Genomic DNA, 23592 nt, shown 5'->3' with positions numbered 1-23592 from the left:
GCGAACCGTGGGTGACCTAGGACACGAACCGGCCATGGTGCAGGCGAAGGCGTTGGTGAAGCGTTTCGGCGACTTCGAGGCCGTACGCGGGATCGACATCGAAGTCCGGCCCGGAGAAGCGTTCGGCTTCCTCGGGCCCAACGGCGCGGGCAAGTCCTCAACCATGCGCATGATCGCGAGTGTGTCCCCTCGCAGCGACGGCGACCTGCGGGTCCTCGGCATGGACCCGGACGTCGAAGGGCCGAAGATCCGCGCCCGGCTCGGCGTGGTGCCCCAGCAGGACAACCTGGACACCGAGCTCACCGTCCGGCAGAACCTGCAGATCTACGGCCGCTACTTCGGGCTATCCCGCGCACACGTGCGGAGCAAGGCCGAGGAGCTGATGGAGTTCGCCCAGCTGACCGACCGGGCGGACGCGGAGGTCGATTCGCTCTCCGGCGGGATGAAGCGGCGGCTGACCATCGCGCGGTCCCTGGTCAACGATCCCGAGCTGCTCCTGCTCGACGAGCCGACCACGGGGCTCGACCCGCAGGCCCGCCACCTGCTGTGGGACCGGCTGTTCCGGCTCAAGGCCGGCGGGACCACGCTCATCATCACCACGCACTACATGGACGAGGCCGAGCAGCTCTGCGACAGGCTGGTCGTGATGGACGACGGCCGCATCGCCGCCGAGGGCTCACCCTCCGATCTGATCAGCCGGTACTCCACCCGCGAGGTCGTCGAACTGCGGTTCCCGAACGGCGAGCAGGAGGCGGCGGCGAAACAGATCGAAGGACTGGCCGAACGCATCGAGGTGCTGCCGGACCGCGTCCTGCTCTACACGATGACCGGTGAGGCCACCCTCGAACAGGCGCACGCGCGCGGGCTGCGGCCGCTGTCGAGCCTGGTCCGCCGCAGTTCGCTGGAGGACGTCTTCCTCCGGCTCACCGGCCGGACGCTGGTGGACTGATGACCACGGCGGAGACGAAGGCCTCGACGGGCCGCGTGGTGTCGACCTGGCTCGGCGCCTGGCTGCGGGTCGAGGGGTACTGGATGTGGTACCGCCGGTACTGGTTGTCCACGTTGTACTCGACGGGCCTGCAGCCGGTGCTGTTCCTGGCCGCGATGGGGCTCGGATTCGGCTCGCAGGTGCAGGCAGGCGCCGCGACGGGCGGGTTCTCGTACCTCGAGTACGTCGCGCCCGCGCTGCTCGTCGCCGGGGGCGCGCAACTGGCGGTGGGCGAGTCCAGCTATCCGGTGCTGTCCGGATTCAAATGGCAGCAGAGCTACGTGGCCGTCACCGCGTCCCCGATCACGCCGGGACAGGTGCTCGGCAGCCAGATCATCTGGGTCGGGATCCGGCTCACCCTGGCGGGGGTGATCTACGCCGTCATCGCGGCCCTGTTCGGATCTTGGACGAGTTTCGGCGTGCTCGCGGTCATCCTGATCGGGGTGCTCACCGGGATCGCCTGCGGCACCCCGGTGATGGCGCTGGCCGCGACCACCTACGACGAGGGCTCGAGGTTCGGCCTGGTGTTCCGGTTCGTCCTGATCCCGATGACGTTGTTCTCCGGAACGTTCTTCCCGATCGCCGAACTGCCCGTACCGCTGAGGTGGATCGCCTGGATTTCCCCGCTGTGGCACGGAAACGAGGCCGCCAGGGCGGTCAGCCTCGGCACCGTCGGCCCGCTCGCGACGCTGGGGCACCTCGCCTTCCTGGTCGTGCTGGCCGGGGTGGGCTGGGCGCTGGCGCACAAGTACTTCTACCGACGGCTGGTGGTCTGATGGCTGTTCTCACCGAGGCGCTGCGACGTGGAGTGCCGAGGCGCGGTGTGCTGCTGCGCGTCCTGCCGCCGTCGATGTACAGCGGTCGCTCGAAGGCGGTGCTGGAACGCACGTTCCTGACCTACTCGCACGTCTGGATGCTGTTCGTGTCCGGCGCCTTCGAGCCGCTGTTCTACCTGATGGCCTTCCAGCTGGGGTTCGGCAAACTCGTCGGCGAGGTCGTCGGCCCCGGCGGCCAGGTGATGAGCTACGTCGCCTTCGTCGCGCCCGGTCTGCTCGCGGCGTCGGCGATGAACGGCGCGATCCTGGACTCGACGTACAACCTGTTCTTCAAGTTGAAGTACTCGAAGCTGTACGACGCCATGCTCGCCACCCCGATCGGGCCGCTGGACATCGCGCTCGGCGAGGTCGGCTGGTCGGTGCTGCGCGGCGGGATCTACTCGGTGACCTTCCTCGGCGTGATGACCGCGATGGGGCTGCCGGAGTCCTGGTGGGCCGTGCTGATGATCCCGGCGGCGCTGCTGATCGCGATGGCCTTCTCGGCGATCGGCATCGTGCTGGTGACCTTCCTGCGGTCGGTGTCCCAGTTCGACTACATCAACCTCGTCCTGATGCCGCTGTTCCTGTTCTCCACGACCTTCTACCCGCTCTCGGTGTACCCGGAGGCGATCCAGTGGATCGTGAAGATCTTCCCGCTCTACCACGGGATCGAGCTGATGCGCGGGCTCTCGGTCGGCGTGCTGTCGTGGGGCATGCTCGGGAACGTGGCGTACCTGCTGGCACTGGCCGCGGTCGGGATCTACGCGTCGTCACGGCGCTTCGGCAAACTGCTCTTGCGCTGACCACCCCGCGTTTAGTCCTCTAAATGCGTTCGCAGCGCTACCGGGCGGGGTTCGAAGCCGCCCTGGGCGCCACCGCGGCCAGCGCGTCCACCAGCCCGTGCCCATGGAAACCGTTGAATCCCGCGTACCCCGTGCAGTACGCGTCCTGCGTGCCGTCACCGGTCAGGTCGTAGTCGGCCGGGCAGGCGATCGGCGTCGCCTGCGCGCCCAGCGTCCGCCGGAGCTGCCGGGGGCCGTAGCCGGGGTGTTCCGAAGCGAGCAGAGCCGCTACACCGGCGACGTGCGGCGCCGCCATCGATGTCCCGCACAACGGCGCGTACCCGCCGGGAACGGTCGAAAGCACGCATTGGCCCTCTTCGCCGCCGGGCGCTGTAACGTCGATCACACCCAGGCCGTACGAGCTGTAACCCGCCTTGCGCCGCTCCTCGGTCACCGACGACACGGCGACGACGTCGGGCAGGCCGGCGGGCAGCGCCTGGCAACCTTCGGCCTGGGCACGGACGCCGGAACGTGGCGACGGCACCAGCCCGACGGCCTCGTTGGTGGCCGCCGCGACGTTGAGCGTGCCGGACGAGGTCGCGTACTCGACCGCGCGGGCCATGACCTCGTTCACCACGCCCCGCGCGTCGTCGTGGGCGCAGGAGAGCGACCACGGATCGACGAAGTAGCTGCTGTTCGTCACGGCCATGTCCTGGTCGGCGGCCCACATCAGCCCGCACACCGCGGCCTCGGGGTCGGCGTACCCGCGGTCGTCGATCACCTTCACCGAGGCGATCCGCACGCCGGGCGCGACGCCGGTGACGCCCTTGCCGTCGTCGGCCGCGGCGATCACGCCCGCGACGTGGGTGCCGTGCACCGAGGTCGTCGCGGCCCACTTCCGGTCGGGCGCGCCGGTCAGGCAGCCCGCGGACCTGGCCGGGTCGAGAGCGGCCGTGAGTTCGGGGTGCGTCCCGTCGACGCCGGAGTCCAGGACGCCGACCACGACGTCGTCGCTGCCCTGCTCGATCCGGTGGGCCTTGTCGGCGCCGATCGCGCGCATGTCCCACTGCTCGTCGGTGCGGTCGGCGGAGGGCACCTTCGCCGGGTCGGTCGGTTCGAGCTCGGCACGCGCCGGCGTGGACCTGGCAGACGGCGTGCCGGTGGCCCGCTTGACGGCCAGTCGTTCCGCCTGAGCGCTGAACGCCGCGGCGGGCCGGACCAGCTCGGCGAAGTCCCGGTCGGCCGAGGTGGCGACGGCCACCGCGATCTGGGAGTAGTAGATCGTCGTGGTCCCACAGCCGCCGGTGATGGCGGCCCTGGCCTCGGTCTCCGTGGTGCCCCGGTCGAATGCGACGACGTAGCGGAGGGCCCGGCCATCGGGACGGCACGAAGCCTCGTCGGCCTCCGCGGTGGTGTACCCGGAGTGCACGACGAAGCCGGAGAGCACCATGAAGGCGCACACGGCCGTTCGCAGGGACCGTCCCAGCAGGGACACCGGACCTCCCACCGGAGAACAGGGGGACTACGGGGATGGCCTCGGCCTGGGCTTCGGTACCCCCGAGCGGCACGCTAGCCACCCTCGGCCTGGTCGACAAGCTCTGCCGCGAAGTTCGCCCGGCCGGTGGTCGCGGCGCGCCCGGGAGTCAGGCCTGTGGCACCGAGTACACCGCAGTGGAGCCGGGGTGTGGGATACTCGCGTTGGCCGCTGGCCGACGGGCACACGTGAGAGGTGGCGCTCGCGGTCTGGTGGCCCGGTGGTGTGCTGCACATCCTCCATACGCGTCGCCGCCTTTCCAGGCGGCTCGACGACGTGGCGGGCGGCCCGATGTCGCGAACGTGGCCAGCGCTCCGCCGAGTAGACCTTCAGCCGTATGCGGCGCCCGGACAACCCCGGCGCCGTCGCGGTGCGGGGCAAGGATTCCCGCCGCTGGTGACCACCACGGCGGAACGAACAGAAAGGGGCCCCTGCGCGGCCGCGTCGAGCCGGTGTAAGCCAGTCGACGCGCCCGGGGGCGGAGGAGATATATGTCGAACGCGGACTCACCCGCCGTCACCGGCGGGAATACCGCCACACCCATCGCAGGCCAGCTGGCCGAACTGCCTCCTCGGATCCGGGTGCACGCCCTGGCGAAGCTCCTGGGATCCAACAGCCGTGAACTGATGGCCAAGCTCGGTGAGCTCGGCGAGACCGTCCGCAGCGCGCAGTCCAGTGTCACCCGCGATGTGGCCATCAAGCTCGCCGAAGCCCTCACCGGCGGCGAGCCCGAGACCCCTGAAGCGGTCGCGGCTCCTGCTGTCGCCGAGGTCACGGAGACCACCACCGAGACCCCCAAGGCCGCCGAGGTCGCCGACGTCACCGAAGCTCCCGCCGAGGTGAAGCCCGCCACCAGGTCCAGGTCCAGGGGCAAGGCCAGGGCCAAGGCCGAAGCCGCTCCGCAGGCGGAGGCGGAGGCGCCTTCGCGCGCCGTTCCGCCCGCGCTGGCCGCGCCGGTGACCCCGGAGCCGCCGCAGCGGACGACCCGGGCGAAGGCCACCGTGCACGTGCCGGTTTTCGCGGCGCCGTCGCCGGTGTTCCTGCCGCCGGAGCCCGCCACGTCGAAGCCCGTCCGCAAGCCTGAGCCCGCCTTCACCGAGACGGTCGAAAACGACGACGACGAGGACGAGACGCAGAGCGAGCAGTCCGAGCAGTCCGATCAGGGCATCGACGAGGACGGTGACGACGCCAACAGCCGTCGCCGCCGTCGTCGTGGCCGCCGTGGCCGTGGCCGCGGCAAGGGTGGCGACGAGAACTCGTCCGACGTCGAGAACGACGACGAGCAGCCCGAGCCTCCGCGCGGCCGTCAGCAGCGCGGCAAGGCCGCGAAGGCCAACGACAAGGACGCCGAGGCCGAAGAGACTGAGGCGAGCGACGCCGACGAGGCCGCCGCCGACGCCGATCCGGACAATGACGCCGATTCCGACAACGGCAACAAGCGTCGCCGTCGCCGTCGTCGCCGCAAGGGCGGGGACGGCGAGGACAACGCCGACGCCACCAGCGACGACCCGCCCAACACGGTCGTCCACGTCCGGCAGGCCAAGGCCGCCGAGACCGAGCGCCCCGCCCGTGACGAGGTGCGCAGCGTGCGCGGCTCGACCCGGCTCGAGGCCAAGCGCCAGCGCCGCCGGGATGGCCGCGAGGCGGGCCGCCGCCGTGCGCCGATCCTGTCCGAGGCCGAGTTCCTCGCCCGCCGCGAGTCGGTCGAGCGCGCCATGGTCGTCGCCGAGAAGGGCGATTCCACGCAGATCGGCGTGCTCGAGGACGGCGTCCTGTGCGAGCACTTCGTGACCTCGTCGGGCACCGGCTCGATCGTCGGCAACGTCTACCTCGGCCGCGTGCAGAACGTGCTGCCGTCGATGGAGGCCGCCTTCATCGACATCGGCCGCGGCCGCAACGCCGTGCTCTACGCCGGTGAGGTCGACTGGGACGCCGCCGGTCTCGAGGGCAAGGCCCGCAAGATCGAGCAGGCGCTCTCCAGCGGCGACTCCGTGCTGGTCCAGGTCACCAAGGACCCGGTCGGGCACAAGGGCGCCCGGCTGACCACGCAGATCTCGCTGCCAGGCCGCTTCCTGGTGTACGTGCCCGCAGGTGGCGCCACCGGCATCTCGCGGAAGCTCCCGGAGAACGAGCGCCGCCGCCTGAAGGACATCCTCAAGCGCATCGTCCCCGAGGACGCCGGTGTGATCATCCGCACCGCGTCCGAGGGCATCGCCGAGGAGGAGCTGGACCGCGACGTCCGCCGCCTCAAGGCGCAGTGGGACGTCATCAAGGAGAAGGCCGAAGCGGGTGGCGCCGGCAAGAAGAGCGGTGCGCCGGTCATGCTCTACGAAGAGCCGGACCTGCTGGTCAAGGTCGTCCGCGACCTGTTCACCGAGGACTTCGCCAAGCTGGAGATCCAGGGCAACAAGGCCTGGGACACCATCTACGACTACGTGCAGCACGTGGCGCCGGACCTGGCCGACCGCGTCAAGCGGTACACCGGCACCGGTTCGGCCTTCGCCGACCACCGCATCGACGAGCAGATCACCAAGGCCCTGGACCGCAAGGTCTGGCTGCCCTCGGGCGGTTACCTGGTCATCGACCGCACCGAAGCCATGACGGTCATCGACGTCAACACCGGCAAGTTCACCGGATCGGGCGGAAACCTCGAAGAGACGGTGACCAGGAACAACCTGGAGTCGGCGGAGGAGATCGTCCGCCAGCTCCGGCTCCGGGACATCGGCGGCATCATCGTCATCGACTTCATCGACATGGTGCTCGAATCCAACCGTGAGCTGGTGCTGCGGCGCCTGACCGAATGCCTGGGCCGGGACCGCACCCGCCACCAGGTCGCCGAGGTCACCTCGCTCGGCCTGGTGCAGATGACCCGCAAGAAGATCGGCACCGGCCTGATCGAGGCGTTCTCGACGCCTTGTGAGCACTGCAAGGGCCGCGGCGTGGTCGTCTCGACCGAGCCGCAGCGCACCGCTGGGGCCGGCGGCGGACACAGCCACGGTGGAAGCGGCAGCGGTGGCAGTGGGGGTGGCGGCAAGGAGCAGGGCTCCCGCCGGTCCCGCGGCCGCGGCAAGAGCGAAGAGCAGGCAGCGCCTGAGCCCGCCGCGCCCAAGGCCGACGCCCCGCAGACCTCCGGCCAGCGGGAATCGGTGGTCTCGGCCGTCCAGGCCATGGCCAACGCCGCCAAGGTGGTCAAGGGTGAGCACGGTCACGAGGTCACCGAGAACGTCGAGGGTGCCGCGCTCAACGGGCACGCGCCGCAGGCGGCTGAGGAGTCGTCTGAGCCGGTGAAGGCCACTTCGGAGACCGTTTCCGAGGCGACCGTCGAACAGGCGGCCGAAGCGGCCGCTGAGCCGGTTTCGGAACCGGTCGCCGAGGCGCCCGCGACCGAACTCGCCGGTGAACCGGTGACGACCTCGGACGACGAGGCTCCGGCCGCGCGTGCGGAAGAGATCTCGGTCGTCGGGGAATCGGGCCCGGAGCCCGAGGCTCCCGAGGTGCCGGTGACTCAGGCGGCTCAGGCCGCCCAGGAGGAGACCGAACCCGAGGTGGAGGTCCCGGCCCCGGCCGGACGTTCCGCCACCACCCGCCGTCGTCCGCGCCGGACGGCCTCACGGCCGGCCGGACCGCCGGTCGAGGCGTCGGAAAAGAGCTAGTGAACACCTAGGGGCACCCCGGTGTGATCGCACCGGGGAGGCCCCCGTAACCTGTAGAACGGCCCGCCACCTAGAGGCGGGCACCTTGCGCAGACCTTGGACCGCTGAGAGAAATCCGGCGGGCCGGTCGTGCAAGCCCCACCCGTTGTCGAGTAAGCAGGAGACTTCCGTGTCGGCGTACGCGATCGTCAAGACCGGCGGCAAGCAGTACAAGGTGGCCGTCGGCGACGTCGTCGAGGTCGAGAAGCTCGAAGGCGAGCCCGGTACCGAGCACACCTTCCCGGCAGTCCTTTTCGTGGACGGTGGCGACGTCACCACTGACGCCGACGCGCTGGCGAAGGTTTCGGTCACCGGCAAGGTCGTCGAGCAGACCAAGGGTCCGAAGATCCGGATCCACAAGTTCAAGAACAAGACTGGCTACCACAAGCGTCAGGGTCACCGGCAGAAGCTGACCCGCGTCGAGGTCACCGGCATCAGCAAGTAATTCGGATCTTCAGGGAGAGGCTGAGCGATGGCTCACAAGAAGGGTGCGTCCAGCTCCCGCAACGGTCGCGATTCGAACGCGCAGCGACTGGGCGTCAAGCGATACGGCGGCCAGGAAGTCAACGCCGGTGAGATCCTCATCCGCCAGCGTGGCACCAAGTTCCACCCCGGCGTGAACGTCGGCCGTGGCGGCGACGACACGCTGTTCGCCCTGGCCGCCGGTGCGGTCCAGTTCGGCGAGAAGCGTGGCCGCAAGACGGTCAACATCGTGCCGTCCGAAGTCTGAACTTCGGCTTCGAGTTAGACCTCTGACGAGGGGTGGGCCGGGAATATCCGGGCCCACCCCTCGTTTGTTTTGTGCAGTGTCGTTGTTCGTGCAGAAGTTCTTTTCGCGAGTGAAAGAGGCAAGTCATGGCGTCCCGTTTCGTGGACCGTGCGGTGATCCATCTGACCGCCGGTGACGGTGGGAACGGCTGCGCCTCGGTGCACCGCGAGAAGTTCAAGCCCCTCGGCGGCCCGGACGGTGGCAACGGCGGCAACGGCGGCGACGTGCTGCTGATCGTCGACGGAGGCGTCCACACGCTCCTCGACTTCCACTTCCGCCCGCACGCCAAAGCCGGCAGCGGCAAGATGGGCCAGGGCGGTAACCGCGCCGGTGCGGCGGGGGAAACGCTGGAGATGCGCGTGCCGTCCGGCACCGTCGTGATGACCGAGGACGGCGAGATCCTCGCTGACCTCGTCGGCACCGGGGCCACCTTCGTCGCCGCTCAGGGCGGCCGTGGGGGGCTCGGCAACGCGTCGCTGGCCTCCAACGCGCGCAAGGCGCCCGGATTCGCGCTGCTGGGCGAGCCGGGGGAGACCCGGAACCTCGTCCTGGAACTGCGTTCGGTCGCCGACGTCGGCCTGCTCGGCTTCCCGTCGGCGGGCAAGTCCTCGCTGATCTCGGTGCTGTCCGCGGCCAAGCCGAAGATCGCCGACTACCCGTTCACCACCCTGGTGCCGAACCTGGGCGTGATCACCGCCGGTTCGACCGTGTTCACCATGGCCGACGTCCCGGGCCTGATCCCGGGCGCGAGCGAGGGCAAGGGCCTCGGCCTGGACTTCCTGCGCCACATCGAACGGTGCGCCGTCCTGGTGCACGTCATCGACTGCGCCACCTTCGAGCCCGGCCGCGACCCACTGTCCGATATGGACGCCCTCGAAGAGGAACTCGCCCGCTACACCCCGAGTCTCGGCGGCGACCTCGCCGACCGGCCGCGTGTGGTCGTGCTCAACAAGATCGACGTCCCGGACGCCGCCGAACTCGCCGAGCTCGTCCGCCCGGAACTGGAAGCCCGCGGGCTCAGTGTGTTCGAGATCTCCACGGCTTCCCGCCAGGGGCTGAAGGAACTGACCTACGCGCTCGCCGCCGTGGTCGAGAAGTACCGCGCCGAGCAGCCGGAACCGGAGCCGGAGAAGGTCGTGCTGCGGCCGATGGCCGTCAACGACGCGGGCTTCACCGTCGAGATCGACCCGGAGGAAGAAGGCGCCTTCATCGTCCGCGGCGTCCGTCCGGAGCGGTGGATCCGCCAGACGACCTTCGGCAACGACGAGGCCGTCGGCTACCTCGCGGATCGGTTGCAGCGACTCGGTGTCGAAGAAGCGCTGGCCAGGAAGGGTGCCGTACCGGGCAGCCCGGTCACCATCGGCGACGTGCAGTTCGAATGGGAGCCGTCGACGCCCGGGGTCGCCGTGCACTTGTCCGGCCGTGGCACGGACGTCCGGCTGGAGAACAACGACCGCATCGGTGCATCCGACCGTAAGGAAGCCCGCCGGATCCGCCGTGACGGCCCGGACGGGGTCGAAGCCGGGACGGATGGCGAGTGAGTTCGACCCGGGGGACGATCGCCGACGCCAAACGTGTGGTCGTCAAGGTCGGTTCGTCCGCGCTGACCACGGCGGGCGACGGTCTCGACGTCGTACGCCTGGACGCACTGGTCGACGCGATCGCCGAGCGAGTCTCCCGGGGCACGCAGATCGTGCTCGTGTCTTCGGGAGCGATCGGCGCCGGGCTCGCGCCGCTCGCACTCGGCAAGCGTCCGCGTGACCTCGCCACCCAGCAGGCCGCCGCCAGCGTCGGCCAGCTCGCGCTGGCCCACGCCTACGCCGAGTCGTTCGGCCGGTTTTCCCTTACCGTGGGCCAGGTTCTGCTCACTTCGGACGACGTCGTGCGCCGGTCGCACTACCGCAACGCGCAGAACACCTTCACCCGGCTGCTGGCCCTCGGCGCGGTTCCCGTGGTCAACGAGAACGACACCGTGGCCACCGAAGAGATCCGCTTCGGTGACAACGACCGCCTGGCCGCCTTGGTGGCCCACCTGATCGGCGCCGACGCGCTCGTACTCTTGTCCGATGTGGACGGTCTGTACGACGGGGATCCCCGCGACGGCGCCACTCGCAAGATCGCCGAAGTCGTCGGAGAGTCCGATGTGGACGGAATCTCGGTGGGGATGTCGAGCTCCGGGCTCGGCACCGGTGGCATGGTCTCGAAACTGGCCGCGGCCCGCACGGCCGCCGGCGCCGGTATCCCGGTGCTGCTCGCCGCCGCGTCCGAGGCCGCCCGCGCGCTCACCACGGCCGAGGTCGGCACAGCCTTCGCCGCCGCGGATTCCCGCCTGTCGGCTCGCCGGTTCTGGCTCGGCTACGCCGCGGGCGCGTCCGGCAAGCTGCACCTCGACGACGGCGCCGTGGCGGCCGTCGTCCGCCGCCGCCGTTCCCTGCTCGCCGCCGGGATCACCGGCGTCGACGGTGACTTCCAGGCAGGCGACGTCGTCGACCTCGTCGACCTCCGGCAGCGCACCGTCGCCCGCGGTGTCGTCGCCTTCGACGCGGGCGAACTGCCCGACCTCATCGGCCGCTCCAGCCACGACCTGCCCGCCGAACAGCGGCGCGAGGTCGTCCACGCCGACGACCTCGTCCCCCTGCGCCCCTGAAAGTCAAGCTTCAACCCCGGGGGAGCAAGGGACCTTTGCTATCGCCTAAAGCATCATCTGGGGGTGCGGTGGGGGCGCTGGGGCGACATGTGGTGGCGAAATCAACCCAGGTTGACGCGTGAGGTGACCGGTCACGCGTCGCGATCGCGACCGTTCGCGAGGTGGCCGACGAGTCTGGCCAGCTGGTCGCCGTAGGCCTCGGCGAACTCGGCCGAGTTCGGGTCCTGCCCGGAAACCGCTCGCACCACCCGGGGCAGCGCCAGTGCCGCGCTGGACGCGGCCATGAAGATCATCAGCAGGAACGCGGGATCGAGGTCGGCGGGAAGGTCTCCTGCGGCCTGGCGGGCGCGGACGTACTCCACCTGCTCCTGGAGAAACTTCCGTTGCCCCTCGACGCCGACCGCGTCGGGCGCGCCGTCGGTCAGGTTCTCCCAGAGGAACAGCCTCGCGAGATCGTGGTCCCGAACCCCCGACTGGACGAAGTAGCGGACCACGTCGGCGAACGGCCTGTCGTGGTCGGAGGTCGTGACGTAGTCCCGGTACATCGTCGCGGTGAGCGCGTTGTACAGACCTTCCTTGCCGCCGAAATAGTACGAGATCAGCTGCTTGTTCACCCCCGCCTTCGCGGCGATCTCGCCGACGCGCGCCGCGGCGTAGCCCTTCGCGCCGAATTCGGCCTTCGCCGCCTCCAGGAGTTGCGCCTTGGTGCGTTCGGGATCGCGCTGACGCTCGACGGGGGCGCGGCGGGGGCTGCGCGGGGCGGCTTCGGACATGGGATCACCTTAGCCGTTGACTCTTTCAAACATTCGGTTGACTTTATTATCCGTACGGTTGATAGTGGAAGTCGGAGAAGGGAGATCGAATGACCACCAGGATCGCGATCATCGGCGGCGGTACCGGCGGGCTCTGCCTGGCGCAGGGGCTGCGGAAGGCAGGGCTCGACATCGCCGTCTACGAACGCAGCCGTACGCGGACAGAGCGGCTGCAGGGCTATCGCGTGCACATCAATCCGCACGGGGCGGCGGCGTTGCACGAATGCCTGCCGCCCGGACTCTGGCAACGGTTCTTGGCCACCACCGGCGCCACGGGCGGGAACTTCACCTTCGTCACCGAGCAGTTGAGAGACCTCATGGTGATCGACAGCGAGCTGACCTACAGCCCGGATCCGGCGTCGAATCACCACTCGGTCAGCCGGATCAGCCTGCACCAGGTGCTGTCCGACGGGCTCGACGGAATTCTGCACCACGGCAAGGAGTTCGTCGGCTACCGGCGGGAGGGTGACGTGGTCGTCTGCGAATTCGCCGACGGGAGCACCGTCGAGGCCGACCTCGTGATCGGCGCCGACGGGGCCAATTCGCGGATCCGCAAGCAGTTCCTGCCCGGGGCCGCCAGGGTGGACACCGGGATCATCGCGATCGCGGGCAAGTATCCGCTGGACGAGGAGACCCGCAAGCGTTTGCCCGCACGCCTCACCGACGGGCCGAGCATGGTGATGCCGCGTACCGGTGCCGGCCTCTTCAGCGCGCCGCATGAGCTGAACGGTGCTTCGTCGGTCAACGACGAGACCGCTGAACACGACCCCGTCCTGTTCGACAACACCTCGAGTTACGTCATGTGGGCTTTCGCCGCCGACAACCGCCGCTATCCGGCCGGCATATCGTCATTGGACGGTGAAGCGCTACGGAAACTCGTGCTGGACCTGATCGACGGCTGGGATCCCGCGTTCAAAGAGCTGGTCTCCGGTTCCCCCGCGGAATCGGTGTCACGGCTGCCGATCTTCACGTCGACGCCTGTCGACCCGTGGCCGACGAGCAACGTCACCCTGCTCGGTGACGCGATCCACAGCATGACACCGTTCCGCGGCATCGGCGCGAACACCGCGCTCCGGGACGCGCAACTGTTGTGCCGCAATCTCATCGCCGCCCGGAAGACCGGCGACGTCCGCACCGCGGTCGCTGACTACGAGCAGAGGATGCGGGAGTACGGCTTCGCGGCGGTGCGTGACTCGGAGCGCAGTGCGCGTCAGTTCGTATCGGAGAACCGGGTGGGCCGCACCATGGCGCGGGGGATGTTCCGGTTCTTTCAGGCGGTCCCTCCGTTGAAGCGCAAGGCCTTCAGCGACCACGGCGACTCCTGAGCGATCAGCGCCTTCGAGGTGAGATCGGCGAGTCCGCCTTCGCGCCGGACTTCAGCGCAGATCGCTGCCCTTGGTCTCCGGCAGGGTCCGGATGACGAAGAACGCGATCGCGGCTCCGACGGCCACGTACCAGAAGAACAGCGTCGACACCCCGGCGTCGGACAGCGCGGTGAGCACCAGGGGAGCGGTGCCGCCGAAGAGTGCGACGGTCAGGTTGTACCAGGCGCCGATGCCCAGCCCGCGCAGTTCCGTCGGGAACAGTTCGCTCATGATCGCCGGTGCGATCGACGTCATCGCCGTGTACAGGCAGAGCCCCACGCAGAAGACGACCATCAACCCGGGTAGTCCCGGCCGGACCAAGGTGGACAGTGGAACGATGAGCACCGCTGTCGCGGCCGACCAGAAGAGCAACTGTGGCTTGCGGCCGAAGCGATCGGACAGCGCGCCCATCGGGTACTGCAGGGCCACGAACAGCGCCGTCGCGATCGACAGCGCGAGGAACACGTCGACGTCGTCGGCCTTGCGGGTCTTGACCGCGAAGGACGGCAGAGCGCTGAAGAACGTGTAGTAGCAGAAGGTCGACAGCATCGAGAAGCCCACGAGCTGCATCACCGCGCGTGGGTGTTCACGCAACGTGGTGAGCAGCGGCCGTTCGACCCGGCGAGCGGTCGCCTTCTTCTCTTCGAAGATCTCGGTCTCGACGAGACTGCGCCGCAGCCACAGCCCGATGATGCCGAGGACCCCGCCGAGCAGGAACGGGATCCGCCAGCCGTACGCCGTCAAATCCGCTTTGGACATCGTCCGCGCGAGCACGAAACCGAGAACCGAGGCAAGCAGGACGGCGGAACCGGTCGAGATGTAGAAGAAGGCGGAGTACCGGCCTCGGCGGGCCGGCGGCGCGATCTCGCCCAAGTACGCCGAAGCGTTGGAGACCTCGCCGCCGAGCGAGAGTCCCTGCGCCACCCTCGCCAGCAGCAACAGGCCCGGAGCCAGCCAGCCGACCTGCTCGAAGGTCGGCAGGAGGCCGATGGCCACCGAACCGCCCGCCATCAGCACGATGGTCAGGATCATCGCGGGTTTGCGGCCCCTGGTATCGGCGAAGCGGCCGAGCAGCATCCCGCCGAGAGGCCGGAAGAAGAAGGCCAGTGCGTACGTCGCGAAGGTGTTGATCAACGCCAGGGTCTCGTTGCCCTTGGGGAAGAACTCGCTGGCGAAGTAGATGCTGAAGGTCGCGTAGATGGTCCAGTCGAACCACTCCAGCGCGTTCCCGACGCTGGCCGCGAACAGCTTCCGCACCGGAAGCCGATGTCCGAGCCGTTCCGTCGTTGAATCCGCCATCGGGGCCTCCGTCGTCGCGCGTGGACGGAACCTTGCCAGAAAGTTCTCGCGTGGGAAAGAACCTGTCGAATGCGGGGATCGGTTCGGCGCCGGGTCAGGAAGTGCTGGCGAGGGCGAACGGCAGGACGCTCCGCGCACCGGCTTGGCGCAACAGGCGCGTCGACAGCGTCATCGTCCATCCGGTGTCGATCAGGTCGTCGACCAGCAGTACCGGTCCTTCGGCCGCGGCCACCCGGGCGGCGACGTCGTCCGGGAGACTGAGCCGTCGCCACAGATCGGCCAGCCGCTGGGCACTGTTCGCCTGGCGCGGGGGCGGGCCCGCGGAGGCGATGGCGCCCAGGTATTCGAGCCGTCCGATCGAGGCGAGTTTCGTCGCCAGGCCGTGCACGAGTTCCGGCCGGGTGGCGGACGGGATCTCGACGACCGCGACCGGCCGCTCGGTCCACTGCCAGCCCTTGAGTACCTCGATGCAGGCCTGGAAGACCGGGTCCGGAAGCTCGGCGTCCCCCGCGGACTGTCCGACGAGTTCTCGCAGCCGCGTGCCCCAGCCGACGTCGGTCACCCGGCCGACGACCTGGCCGGTGTCGGCCTGCTCGCCCGCCGGCAGCCGCCCGGAGAGCGGGACGTCCAGGCCCGCCATCCCGGTCGGCCACATCTTCCGGGGTGCGACCTCGACCCCCGGCCGGCGCAGCCGTTGCCGGGTGGCATCGACGACGTCGTCGGAAATCGTGGTGTCCCAATACTTTCCGGTGCAGTTGTCGCACCGGCCGCACGGCACCGCCTCGGGATCGTCCAGCTGCTGCCGCAGGTACTCCATCCGGCAGCCGCTGGTCGCGAGGTAGTCGATCATCGCGTTCTGCTCGTTGGTTCGCGCCGCGCTCACCCGCGCGTAGCGTTCCTTGTCGTAGCGCCATTCCTCGCCGGTGCCCTCCCAGCCGCCCTTCACCCGGCGGACGGCGCCGTCGACGTCCAGCACCTTGAGGACCATTTCGAGCCGGGACCGGGAAAGCTCGACGAACGGTTCGAGCGCGGGTGTCGACAGTGGACGGTCCGCGTAGGCGAGCGCGTTGAGCACCTGGGTGACCCGCAGTTCGTCCGGGAAAGCCAGCGAACCGAAGTACGCCCAGATGTCCTTGTCCTCGCGTCCGGGCAGCAGGATCACCTCGGCGCGGTCGACACCACGCCCGGCACGGCCGACCTGCTGGTAGTAGGCGATCGGCGAGGACGGCGCACCGAGGTGGATCACGAATCCGAGGTCCGGTTTGTCGAACCCCATGCCCAGCGCCGAGGTGGCCACCAGTGCCTTGACCCTGTTCCCCAGCAGATCGTCTTCGGCCGCTTGACGGTCGGCAGGGTCGGTCTTGCCGGTGTAGGCGGCGACCGGATAGCCGCGTTCGGTCAGCAGCCCGGCGACGTCGTGCGCCGCCGCGACGGTGAGCGTGTAGATGATCCCGGACCCGGGCAGTTCCGCGAGATGTTCGGCCAGCCACGCGAGCCGGGCCTGCGACGTCGGCAGCTCGGCCACCGACAGGTGGAGGCTTTCGCGATCCAGGCTGCCGCGCAGGACGAGGGTGTCTCCGCCGTTGCCGATGCCGAGCTGCTCGGCGACGTCGGTGGCCACCCGGTCGTTCGCGGTCGCGGTGGTGGCGAGCACCGGGACGCCCTCGGGCAGATCCTTCAGCAGTGTGCGCAGCCGCCGGTAGTCCGGCCGGAAGTCGTGGCCCCAGTCCGAGATGCAGTGCGCCTCGTCGACCACGAGCAGGCCGGCGCTCGAGGTCAGTTTCGGCAGGACGGTGTCCCGGAAGTCCGGGTTGTTGAGCCGTTCCGGGCTGACCAGGAGCACGTCGACCTCGCCCGCCGCGATCGCGGCCTGGACCTGATCCCACTCCTGGGGGTTCGCGGAGTTCATCGTCGCGGCGTGGATACCCGCCCTCGCCGCCGCGGAGATCTGGTTGCGCATCAACGCGAGCAACGGCGAGATGATCACCGTCGGGCCTTCGCCGCGTTCCCGCAGCAGGGCGGTGGCCAGGAAGTACACCGCCGACTTCCCCCAGCCGGTGCGCTGCACGACGAGCGCGCGACGGCGGTGGGCGACCAGCGCCTCGATGGCCGTCCACTGGTCGTCGCGCAGCTGGGCGCCATCGCCCGCCAGTGCCCGGAGGAGGGTCTCGGCGCGGTCCCGGAGAGTTGAGGTGTCCACGTCCCCACCTCTACCCCATGCCACCGACGAACGGGCGATCGGCATGTCGTGAACGGACCGTTCATCCATGGAACAGACTGTAATGTGATCCAGATCACGCCCGGTCGGTGGGTCCGGCGACCCGAGCGGGGCCACCTGGCCGGTGTATAGGCTCACGACCCATGTCACCACGCAGGATCGGGGTCATGGGCGGCACCTTCGACCCCGTGCACCACGGGCACCTCGTCGCGGCCAGCGAGGTTCAGGCCCGGTTCGCGCTCGACGAGGTCATCTTCGTGCCCACCGGTCAGCCGTGGCAGAAGTCCGACCGGGTGGTCACCCGGTCCGAGGACCGCTACCTGATGACGGTGATCGCGACGGCGTCCAACCCGGTCTTCTCGGTCAGCCGCGTCGACATCGACCGCAGCGGGCAGACCTACACCGTCGACACCCTGCGCGATCTGCACGCGGAATACCCGGACGATCAGCTGTTCTTCATCACCGGTGCCGACGCGCTCGAACAGATCCTCACCTGGCGCAACGCCGACGAGCTGTTCGACCTGGCGCATTTCATCGGCGTCACCAGGCCGGGCTACCGGCTCAATTCGCAGCACCTGCCGAGCGGGAAGGTGAGCCTGGTCGAGGTGACCGCGATGGCGATCTCCTCCACCGCCTGCCGCGAGCGGGTCGAAGGCGGGGAACCCGTCTGGTACCTCGTGCCCGACGGTGTGGTGCGCTACATCGCCAAAAAGGACCTCTATCGCAAAGGCCGGAGTTCCTGACCGGGTACCCTCGTCGGGCGCACCCGCAAGTGAAGACATCTGTTTGAGGAGAACTGTGACAGCCACGTCCCAGGCACGAGAGCTGGCCATAGCAGCCGCCCATGCGGCGGCGGACAAGAAGGCGAGCGACGTGGTCGTGCTGGACGTGTCCGACCAGCTGGTGATCACCGACGCCTTCGTGATCGCGTCCGCGCCCAACGAGCGCCAGGTCGGCGCGATCGTCGACAACGTCGAGGAGCAGCTGCGCCTCGGCGGTCACAAGCCCGTCCGCCGCGAAGGCGCCCGCGAGGGCCGCTGGGTCCTGCTGGACTACGTCGACGTCGTCATCCACGTCCAGCATCAGGAGGAGCGCTCCTTCTACGGTCTCGAGCGGCTCTGGAAGGACTGCCCGCGGATCGAGGTCGCTGGTCTGGAGACACCCGCCGAGGAGGACTCCGCCGACGCGCAAGGGGCGTCGTGAGTCCGCGGCGGCTGGTGCTCTGGCGCCACGGTGAGACCGACTACAACGCGGCGGGCCGGATGCAAGGGCATCTGGACTCCGCGTTGACGCCGGTCGGCTGGAACCAGGCCCGGTTCGCCGTCCCCGCGCTCGCCCGGTTCTCCCCGGATCTGGTGATCGCCTCGGATCTGCGCCGCGCGACCGACACGGCCACCGTGCTCACCGAGGCCATCGGTGTCCCGCTGCGCATCGACAAGCGCCTGCGGGAAACCCATCTGGGTGAATGGCAGGGCTTCACCGGCCAGCAGGTCGACGAGGCGTACCCCGGCGAGCGCGCCCGCTGGCGGGTCGACGCGACCTGGGCGCCGCCCGGCGGCGAGTCGCGGGTGGACGTCGCCGGACGCGCGACGGAGGTCGTCGCGGACCTGGACCAGCCCAATTCCGGCGCCGGCGACACCGTGTTCCTGGCCACGCACGGCGGGCTGATCATCGCGCTGACCGCGAAGCTGCTGGGCCTGCCGGTCCCGTCCTGGCCGGTGCTGGGCGGGATCGCGAACTGTCACTGGGTCGAGCTGACCCGGCGTGACGGGACCTGGCGACTGGCCGCCTACAACGCGGGAATCACCGGCTGATCCATGGCTCCGCGCCTGCTGGTTTTCGGCGATTCCCTCAGCTTCCACGGCCCCGACGGCCCGCTCGCGGCCGACGACGCGCGCCTGTGGCCCAACATCGCGGCCGAAGCACTCGGCGGCAGTGCCGACCTGGTCGCCGGGTTCGGCTGGAACGCCCGTGACGCCTGGTGGTCCCTGACCGGGGATCCGCGCGTATGGGCCGATCTGCACCACGTCGACGCCGTCGTGCTGGCCGTGGGGAGCATGGACACGCTGCCTTCGCCGTTGCCCACTTACCTGCGCACCGGCATGCGCTACCTGCGGCCCGATTCGCTGCGGCGGGTGGTGCGGAAGACCTACCTGGCCGCGCAACCCCGGCTCGCGGTCGCTTTCCGAGGGCGTCCGGTGGTGCTTCCGGCGAAACTGACCGTGCACTACCTCGAAACCGCTGTCGAAGCACTTCGGGTGCTTCGCCCGGAACTCCCGATCTTCAGCATGCTGCCGTCCGTGCACCGCGCGGCCGCCTACGGGCACGTGCACACCGCCCGGCCCGGCGCCGCGGCCGCGATCGCCGCCTGGGGGCGTCGCGCGGACGTCCCGCTCCTGGATCTCGAAGCCGTCGTCGGCGAGCACGTGCTGAGCGGCCGGGGAAATCCGGACGGAATGCACTGGGGTTGGGAAGGACATGCCTCCGTAGGCGAGGAAATGGCCCGCCTTATGGCTCCGGTGCTGCGCCCCGCGGCAACGTAGGCTGACTGCCGTGTCGGTCGCCGTAGTCACGGATTCCACCGCCCACCTGCCGGAAGGCTTCGCCGAACGGAACGGGATCCGGGTGGTCCCGTTGCACGTCCTCGTGGACGGCGTCGTGTTCCTCGACGGCGTCGAGATGGGGCCCGCCGCGCTGGCCGAAGCGCTCGGCAAACGACGCATGGTGACGACGTCCCGGCCGACTCCCGCCGAGTTCGTCAAGGAGTTCCGCGCGGCGCTGGCCGAGGGCGCGGACGCCATCGTTTCCGTCCACCTCTCCCGTGAGCTGTCCGGGACCTGGGAGGCGGCGGTGCTCGCCGCGCAGGAGGTCGGGCCGGATAAGGTGCGGGTCGTCGATTCGCGGAGCACGGCGATGGGTCTCGGGTTCGCCGCCCTGCGCGCCGCCGCGGCGGCGGCGGACGGTGCGGATCCTGTCGAAGTCGAGGCGGCCGCGGTCGACGCGGTGAGCCGCTCGGAGACCTTGTTCGCCGTCGAGACACTGGAATACCTGCGCCGCGGCGGGCGAATCGGCCCCGCGGCCGCCTTGCTCGGGACGGCGCTCGCGGTGAAACCCGTGCTCCACATGTCCGAAGGCAAGATCCAGCCGCTGGAAAAGGTCCGGACGATGAACCGCGCGGTGGCGCGACTGGTCGAACTCGCCGTGCGGGCGGCGGACGACGGAATCGCCGACGTCGCGGTGCATCACCTGGCTTCGCCCGAGCGTGCCGTCGAACTGGCCAACCGCCTCGAGGAGTCCATCCGCTGCCCGGAGGGCTGTGTGGTGTCGGAGCTCGGTGCCGTCATCGGTGCCCACACCGGCCCCGGTGTCCTCGGCGTCGTGATCCAGCGGGCGGGCTAGGGAAACCCGCCAGCGTCCCACACGGCCACGACGAAAACCGGCGATCCCCGCCCCGGCCGGGCCGGGTTGTCCACAACACCCCACTTGTCCACAGGTTCGGAATTCGCCACTGTCGCCCGCCTGCCACCGCTCCGTAGCGTCGCTCACGTGTTCGACCAAACCGCCCGGCCACCGGGCTCCTCCGCCAACGCCAGGCTGGCGTGGCTGGCCGCGCAGCTGGCGCCACCCACCCAGGGCCTGCCCGCGGGCAGGCTGGTGCGCCGCTGGGTGCCCGCCCGGTTCACGGCGGACGGGATACCGGTGAAACGGCGGTGGTTCGCCGTGGGAGCCGTGCTGATCGCGGTGGCCGTGATCGTGACCGGCGCGGTCACTTTGTTCGGACACAGGCCAGGGGCGGAGATCCCGCCGCCCCTGCCGTCGGCCAAGGCCGTCGGAGACGCCCCCGCCGCGGCGGCCAAGGCGCCTCTGGTGATCAGCGTCGTCGGCCGGGTGCACAACCCGGGCCTGGTCACGATCCCTCCGGGCGCACGGGTCGCCGATGCCCTCACGGCGGCCGGTGGGGCACAGCCGGGAACGGATCTGACCGGGCTGAACCTGGCCAGGCGGCTCACCGACGGCGAGCAGGTGGCCGTCGGGGTGCCCGGACCCGCCGCGGCCGGTCCGGGCACCCCGCCCGGGAAGCTCGACCTGAACGCGGCCACGGCCGAGCAACTCGACACGCTGCCCGGGGTCGGCGAGGTGATGGCGAAGCGCATCGCCGACTGGCGGTCCGGGCACGGCGGTTTCGCCACCGTCGAACAACTCCGTGAGGTGGAAGGGATCGGTGAAAGCAAGTTCAAGAAACTCCGTGATCTGGTGACCGTCGGATGAGGCTGTTCGCCGAACAGTCCGAGGTGGACACGGCGTCGTGGCGAGGTCAGGATCTGCGGCTGGTACCGGCCGCGGCGACTGCCTGGCTCGGCACGCTCTTCGGGCTGCTCGGCGGATGGTGGATCACGATGCTCTGCGGTGCGGCCGCCGCGGTGCTCGCGATCGCCGTCGGAGTCCGCGCCCGCCGGACGGCGCCCCGGTGGGTGGCGGGCTTGGGCGCACTGGTGGTCCTCGGCGTGCTCACGGCCGGGCCGGTGGCGTTGCGCATCCGGGCAGCCGAGCACGACGACCTCCGCGCCGCCGCCGCGCGGGGGAGCGAGGCCACGATGAGGGTGGTGGTCACCGAGCGGCCACGTCCGGTCCGCGGCGCCGGATACGCCGATCGCCGGGCAGGCACCCGCTTGGTGGTCATCGCCGCGACAGTGGACGCCGTGGAAACCGGTGAGCGGGCGGTGGATTCGGCCGGCCGGATCCTTCTGCTCGCTCCCGCCGAAGGGTGGACCGACCTGCTGCCCGGGCAGCAGGTCACCGCCGCCGGACGGCTCGCACCGGCCAAGGGGGCCGAACTGACGGTCGCGGTCCTCTCGGTGCGAGGCCCGCCGGTGAGCCTCGGGCCGGTGCCCTGGTGGCAGCGAGCCGCGGAATCGCTGCGCGCCGGCCTCCGGGAGCTGTGTGCCGTGCTCCCGGAGGAGGAGGCCGGTCTGGTGCCCGGACTGGTCGTGGGGGACACGAGCACGCTGTCCCCGAGGGTCGAGCGTGAGTTCACCGACTCCGGCATGTCCCACCTGATGGCCGTGAGCGGTGGGAACGTGGCGATCGTCTGCGGCTCGATCCTTCTCCTGCTGAGGGTGCTGCGGGTCGGGCCGCGGACGTCCGCCGCGGCCGCCGCGGCGGGGCTCGCCGGGTTCGTGGTCCTCGCCGGGCCCGCACCCAGCGTGCTCCGTGCCGGGGTGATGGGGGCCGTCGGGCTGCTGGCGCTCGCACTCGGCCGCCGGGGTTCGGCGCTGCCCGCCCTCGCCTTCGCGGTGGCCGGGCTGGTGGTCGTCGATCCCGCGATGGCCGCCGACTTCGGTTTCGCCCTGTCGGTGCTGGCCACCGCCGGGCTGGTGCTGCTGGCCCCGCGGTGGGCCGAGTGGCTGGTCGGCCGCGGTGTGCCGTCCGGCTACGCGGAGGGACTGGCCGTCCCGCTGGCCGCGTTCGTGATGACGGCGCCGGTCATCGCGGGCATGGCGGGGACGGTCAGCCTCGTCTCGATCGTGACCAACGTGCTCGCCGCGCCGGTGGTCGCTCCGGCCACGGTGTTCGGCGTGCTCGCCACCGTCATCGGGCCGTGGTGGCCGTCGGCGGGCCGGTTGCTGGTCCGCCTGACCGAGCCCGAAGCGAGCTGGCTGATCACCGTGGCCCGTCACGGCGCCCGGGCACCGGGAGCGGTCGTGGACTGGCCCGGTGGCTGGTGGGGCGGGCTGCTGGCGGCCGGGCTGCTCGCGGTGCTTCTGGTCGCCATCCGGCTTCGTCACGCGCGGATCCTGCTGGCGATCGCACTGGCCGGTGGCCTTCTCGTCTTCGTCCCGGTGCGGGTGCTGGCCCCGGCGTGGCCACCGGCGGCGTGGAGCGCCGTCGCCTGCGACGTCGGGCAAGGCGACGCCGTCGTCCTCGCCACGGCCGAGCGGGGGAGGGCGGTGGTGGTCGACACCGGACCGGAACCCGGGCCGGTGGATGAGTGCTTGAGCAGGCTCGGTGTGGACCGGGTCCCGCTGGTCGTCCTGAGTCACCTGCACGCCGACCACGTCGGCGGTCTCGAATCGGTCTTCGAGGGCCGTTCGGTCGGAGCGGTCGCCGTCGGGCCCGGCCGGGCCCCCGCGTGGGCGTGGCAGCAGGTCGCCGACGAGACGGCGCGTCGGGGGATTCCCTTGCTGGAACTGGGGATCGGGCAGCGGCTCGAATGGCCGGGGCTGTCACTGGACGTACTGGGGCCCCACTACGTCACGCGGCGATCGGCCGTCGAGCAGGACGGGACGGTGATCAACAACGGCTCGGTCGTCCTGCGGGCCGCGACTCCGGCGGGCCGGGTGTTGCTGACCGGCGACGTCGAACTGGCCGCGCAGGCAGACCTGCTGGCCGAAGGGAGGGACCTGCATGCCGAGATCCTGAAGGTTCCGCACCACGGAAGCCGTTACACGGCACCGGATTTCCTCAACGCCGTCGCGCCACGAGTGGCGCTGGTGAGTGTCGGTGCCGGGAACACGTACGGCCACCCGAACAAGTCCACTTTGGACAACCTGACGGCCGTCGGTGCCACGATCGCGAGGACGGACACGGACGGCGACACCGCGGTCGTCGCCGACACGCGAGGTCTCGCCCTGGTGCGCCGGGGTGAGCCCCGTGGCCCGCCTCGTTCCTGAG

General features: G+C 70.1%; 20 protein-coding genes. 16 read left to right on the top strand and 4 right to left on the bottom strand.

Annotation, left to right across the window (positions count from 1 at the left end):
* Positions 1-34: 34 nt before the first annotated feature.
* Genes ACLJRL_RS21955 through ACLJRL_RS21945 form a run of 3 tightly spaced genes read left to right on the top strand, consistent with a single transcriptional unit; the run spans position 35 to position 2606 of the window.
* Complete coding sequence (locus ACLJRL_RS21955; protein ID WP_410658292.1) at positions 35-949, top strand: ABC transporter ATP-binding protein; 915 nt, start codon at positions 35-37, stop codon at positions 947-949.
* Positions 949-1764 (top strand): ABC transporter permease, encoded by an 816-nt coding sequence (locus tag ACLJRL_RS21950; protein WP_410658112.1) that lies wholly within the window; start codon positions 949-951, stop codon positions 1762-1764. The genes ACLJRL_RS21955 and ACLJRL_RS21950 overlap by 1 nt, the downstream gene beginning before the upstream one ends.
* Positions 1764-2606 carry an ABC transporter permease gene (locus ACLJRL_RS21945; RefSeq protein WP_410658111.1) on the top strand — a complete coding sequence of 281 codons (843 nt, stop codon included), beginning with the start codon at positions 1764-1766 and terminating at the stop codon, positions 2604-2606. The genes ACLJRL_RS21950 and ACLJRL_RS21945 overlap by 1 nt, the downstream gene beginning before the upstream one ends.
* A gap of 37 nt (positions 2607-2643) precedes the next feature.
* On the opposite strand, the gene ACLJRL_RS21940 is transcribed toward ACLJRL_RS21945, so the two are convergent.
* Positions 2644-4080: a S8 family peptidase gene (locus tag ACLJRL_RS21940; RefSeq protein WP_410658110.1), complete on the bottom strand. Its 1437-nt coding sequence runs from the start codon at positions 4078-4080 to the stop codon at positions 2644-2646.
* A gap of 530 nt (positions 4081-4610) precedes the next feature.
* On the opposite strand from ACLJRL_RS21940, the gene ACLJRL_RS21935 reads away from it, so the two are divergent.
* The 5 genes from ACLJRL_RS21935 to proB all read left to right on the top strand — a co-directional run bounded on the left by ACLJRL_RS21935 (position 4611) and on the right by proB (position 11227).
* Positions 4611-7772 carry a translation initiation factor IF-2 N-terminal domain-containing protein gene (locus tag ACLJRL_RS21935; protein WP_410658109.1) on the top strand — a complete coding sequence of 1054 codons (3162 nt, stop codon included), beginning with the start codon at positions 4611-4613 and terminating at the stop codon, positions 7770-7772.
* 169 nt (positions 7773-7941) lie between these two features.
* Positions 7942-8256: a 50S ribosomal protein L21 gene (gene rplU / locus ACLJRL_RS21930; protein WP_005158538.1), complete on the top strand. Its 315-nt coding sequence runs from the start codon at positions 7942-7944 to the stop codon at positions 8254-8256.
* A gap of 27 nt (positions 8257-8283) precedes the next feature.
* Positions 8284-8541 carry a 50S ribosomal protein L27 gene (rpmA, locus tag ACLJRL_RS21925; RefSeq protein WP_103348781.1) on the top strand — a complete coding sequence of 86 codons (258 nt, stop codon included), beginning with the start codon at positions 8284-8286 and terminating at the stop codon, positions 8539-8541.
* A gap of 125 nt (positions 8542-8666) precedes the next feature.
* Complete coding sequence (obgE, locus tag ACLJRL_RS21920; RefSeq protein ID WP_410658108.1) at positions 8667-10121, top strand: GTPase ObgE; 1455 nt, start codon at positions 8667-8669, stop codon at positions 10119-10121.
* A complete protein-coding gene (proB, locus tag ACLJRL_RS21915; protein WP_410658107.1) occupies positions 10118-11227 on the top strand; it encodes a glutamate 5-kinase in 1110 nt (369 codons plus the stop codon). Before obgE ends, proB begins: the two co-directional genes overlap by 4 nt.
* A gap of 131 nt (positions 11228-11358) precedes the next feature.
* Here the strand turns inward: proB and ACLJRL_RS21910 are convergent, their stop codons facing one another.
* The gene (locus tag ACLJRL_RS21910; protein ID WP_410658106.1) at positions 11359-12000 is read right to left on the bottom strand and encodes a TetR/AcrR family transcriptional regulator; all 642 of its coding nucleotides are present in this window, start codon (positions 11998-12000) and stop codon (positions 11359-11361) included.
* Positions 12001-12089: 89 nt separating this feature from the next.
* On the opposite strand from ACLJRL_RS21910, the gene ACLJRL_RS21905 reads away from it, so the two are divergent.
* The gene (locus ACLJRL_RS21905; protein WP_410658105.1) at positions 12090-13364 is read left to right on the top strand and encodes an FAD-dependent oxidoreductase; all 1275 of its coding nucleotides are present in this window, start codon (positions 12090-12092) and stop codon (positions 13362-13364) included.
* Positions 13365-13415: 51 nt separating this feature from the next.
* Here ACLJRL_RS21905 and ACLJRL_RS21900 read toward each other — a convergent pair whose 3' ends face one another.
* Together ACLJRL_RS21900 and ACLJRL_RS21895 are read right to left on the bottom strand one after the other, a co-directional pair.
* Positions 13416-14702: an MFS transporter gene (locus tag ACLJRL_RS21900; RefSeq protein ID WP_410658104.1), complete on the bottom strand. Its 1287-nt coding sequence runs from the start codon at positions 14700-14702 to the stop codon at positions 13416-13418.
* Positions 14703-14796: 94 nt separating this feature from the next.
* Positions 14797-16902: a RecQ family ATP-dependent DNA helicase gene (locus ACLJRL_RS21895; RefSeq protein ID WP_410658103.1), complete on the bottom strand. Its 2106-nt coding sequence runs from the start codon at positions 16900-16902 to the stop codon at positions 14797-14799.
* Positions 16903-17063: 161 nt separating this feature from the next.
* Here ACLJRL_RS21895 and nadD point away from each other — a divergent pair, with 161 nt between their 5' ends.
* The 7 genes from nadD to ACLJRL_RS21860 all read left to right on the top strand — a co-directional run bounded on the left by nadD (position 17064) and on the right by ACLJRL_RS21860 (position 23591).
* Positions 17064-17663, top strand: a complete 600-nt coding sequence (gene nadD, locus ACLJRL_RS21890; protein WP_410658102.1) for a nicotinate-nucleotide adenylyltransferase — start codon at positions 17064-17066, stop codon at positions 17661-17663.
* Between the two features lie 55 nt (positions 17664-17718).
* On the top strand, positions 17719-18123 hold the full coding sequence (rsfS, locus tag ACLJRL_RS21885) for a ribosome silencing factor (protein WP_410658101.1): 405 nt from the start codon (positions 17719-17721) through the stop codon (positions 18121-18123).
* Positions 18120-18734, top strand: coding sequence for a histidine phosphatase family protein (locus ACLJRL_RS21880; RefSeq protein ID WP_410658100.1), 615 nt, complete (start codon positions 18120-18122; stop codon positions 18732-18734). The genes rsfS and ACLJRL_RS21880 overlap by 4 nt, the downstream gene beginning before the upstream one ends.
* A 3-nt stretch (positions 18735-18737) precedes the next feature.
* Positions 18738-19463 (top strand): diglucosylglycerate octanoyltransferase, encoded by a 726-nt coding sequence (octT, locus tag ACLJRL_RS21875; protein WP_410658099.1) that lies wholly within the window; start codon positions 18738-18740, stop codon positions 19461-19463.
* 10 nt (positions 19464-19473) lie between these two features.
* On the top strand, positions 19474-20319 hold the full coding sequence (locus ACLJRL_RS21870) for a DegV family protein (protein ID WP_410658098.1): 846 nt from the start codon (positions 19474-19476) through the stop codon (positions 20317-20319).
* Between the two features lie 147 nt (positions 20320-20466).
* Entirely contained in the window at positions 20467-21189 is a 723-nt protein-coding gene (locus ACLJRL_RS21865) for a helix-hairpin-helix domain-containing protein (RefSeq protein ID WP_410658097.1), read from the top strand.
* Complete coding sequence (locus ACLJRL_RS21860; RefSeq protein WP_410658096.1) at positions 21186-23591, top strand: ComEC/Rec2 family competence protein; 2406 nt, start codon at positions 21186-21188, stop codon at positions 23589-23591. Before ACLJRL_RS21865 ends, ACLJRL_RS21860 begins: the two co-directional genes overlap by 4 nt.
* Position 23592: the final 1 nt, after the last annotated feature.

This window comes from Amycolatopsis sp. lyj-112 (assembly GCF_046549055.1).
Lineage (GTDB): Bacteria > Actinomycetota > Actinomycetes > Mycobacteriales > Pseudonocardiaceae > Amycolatopsis.
Note: the sequence above shows the minus strand (reverse complement) of the source record. Positions and strands in the feature narration are given on the sequence as shown.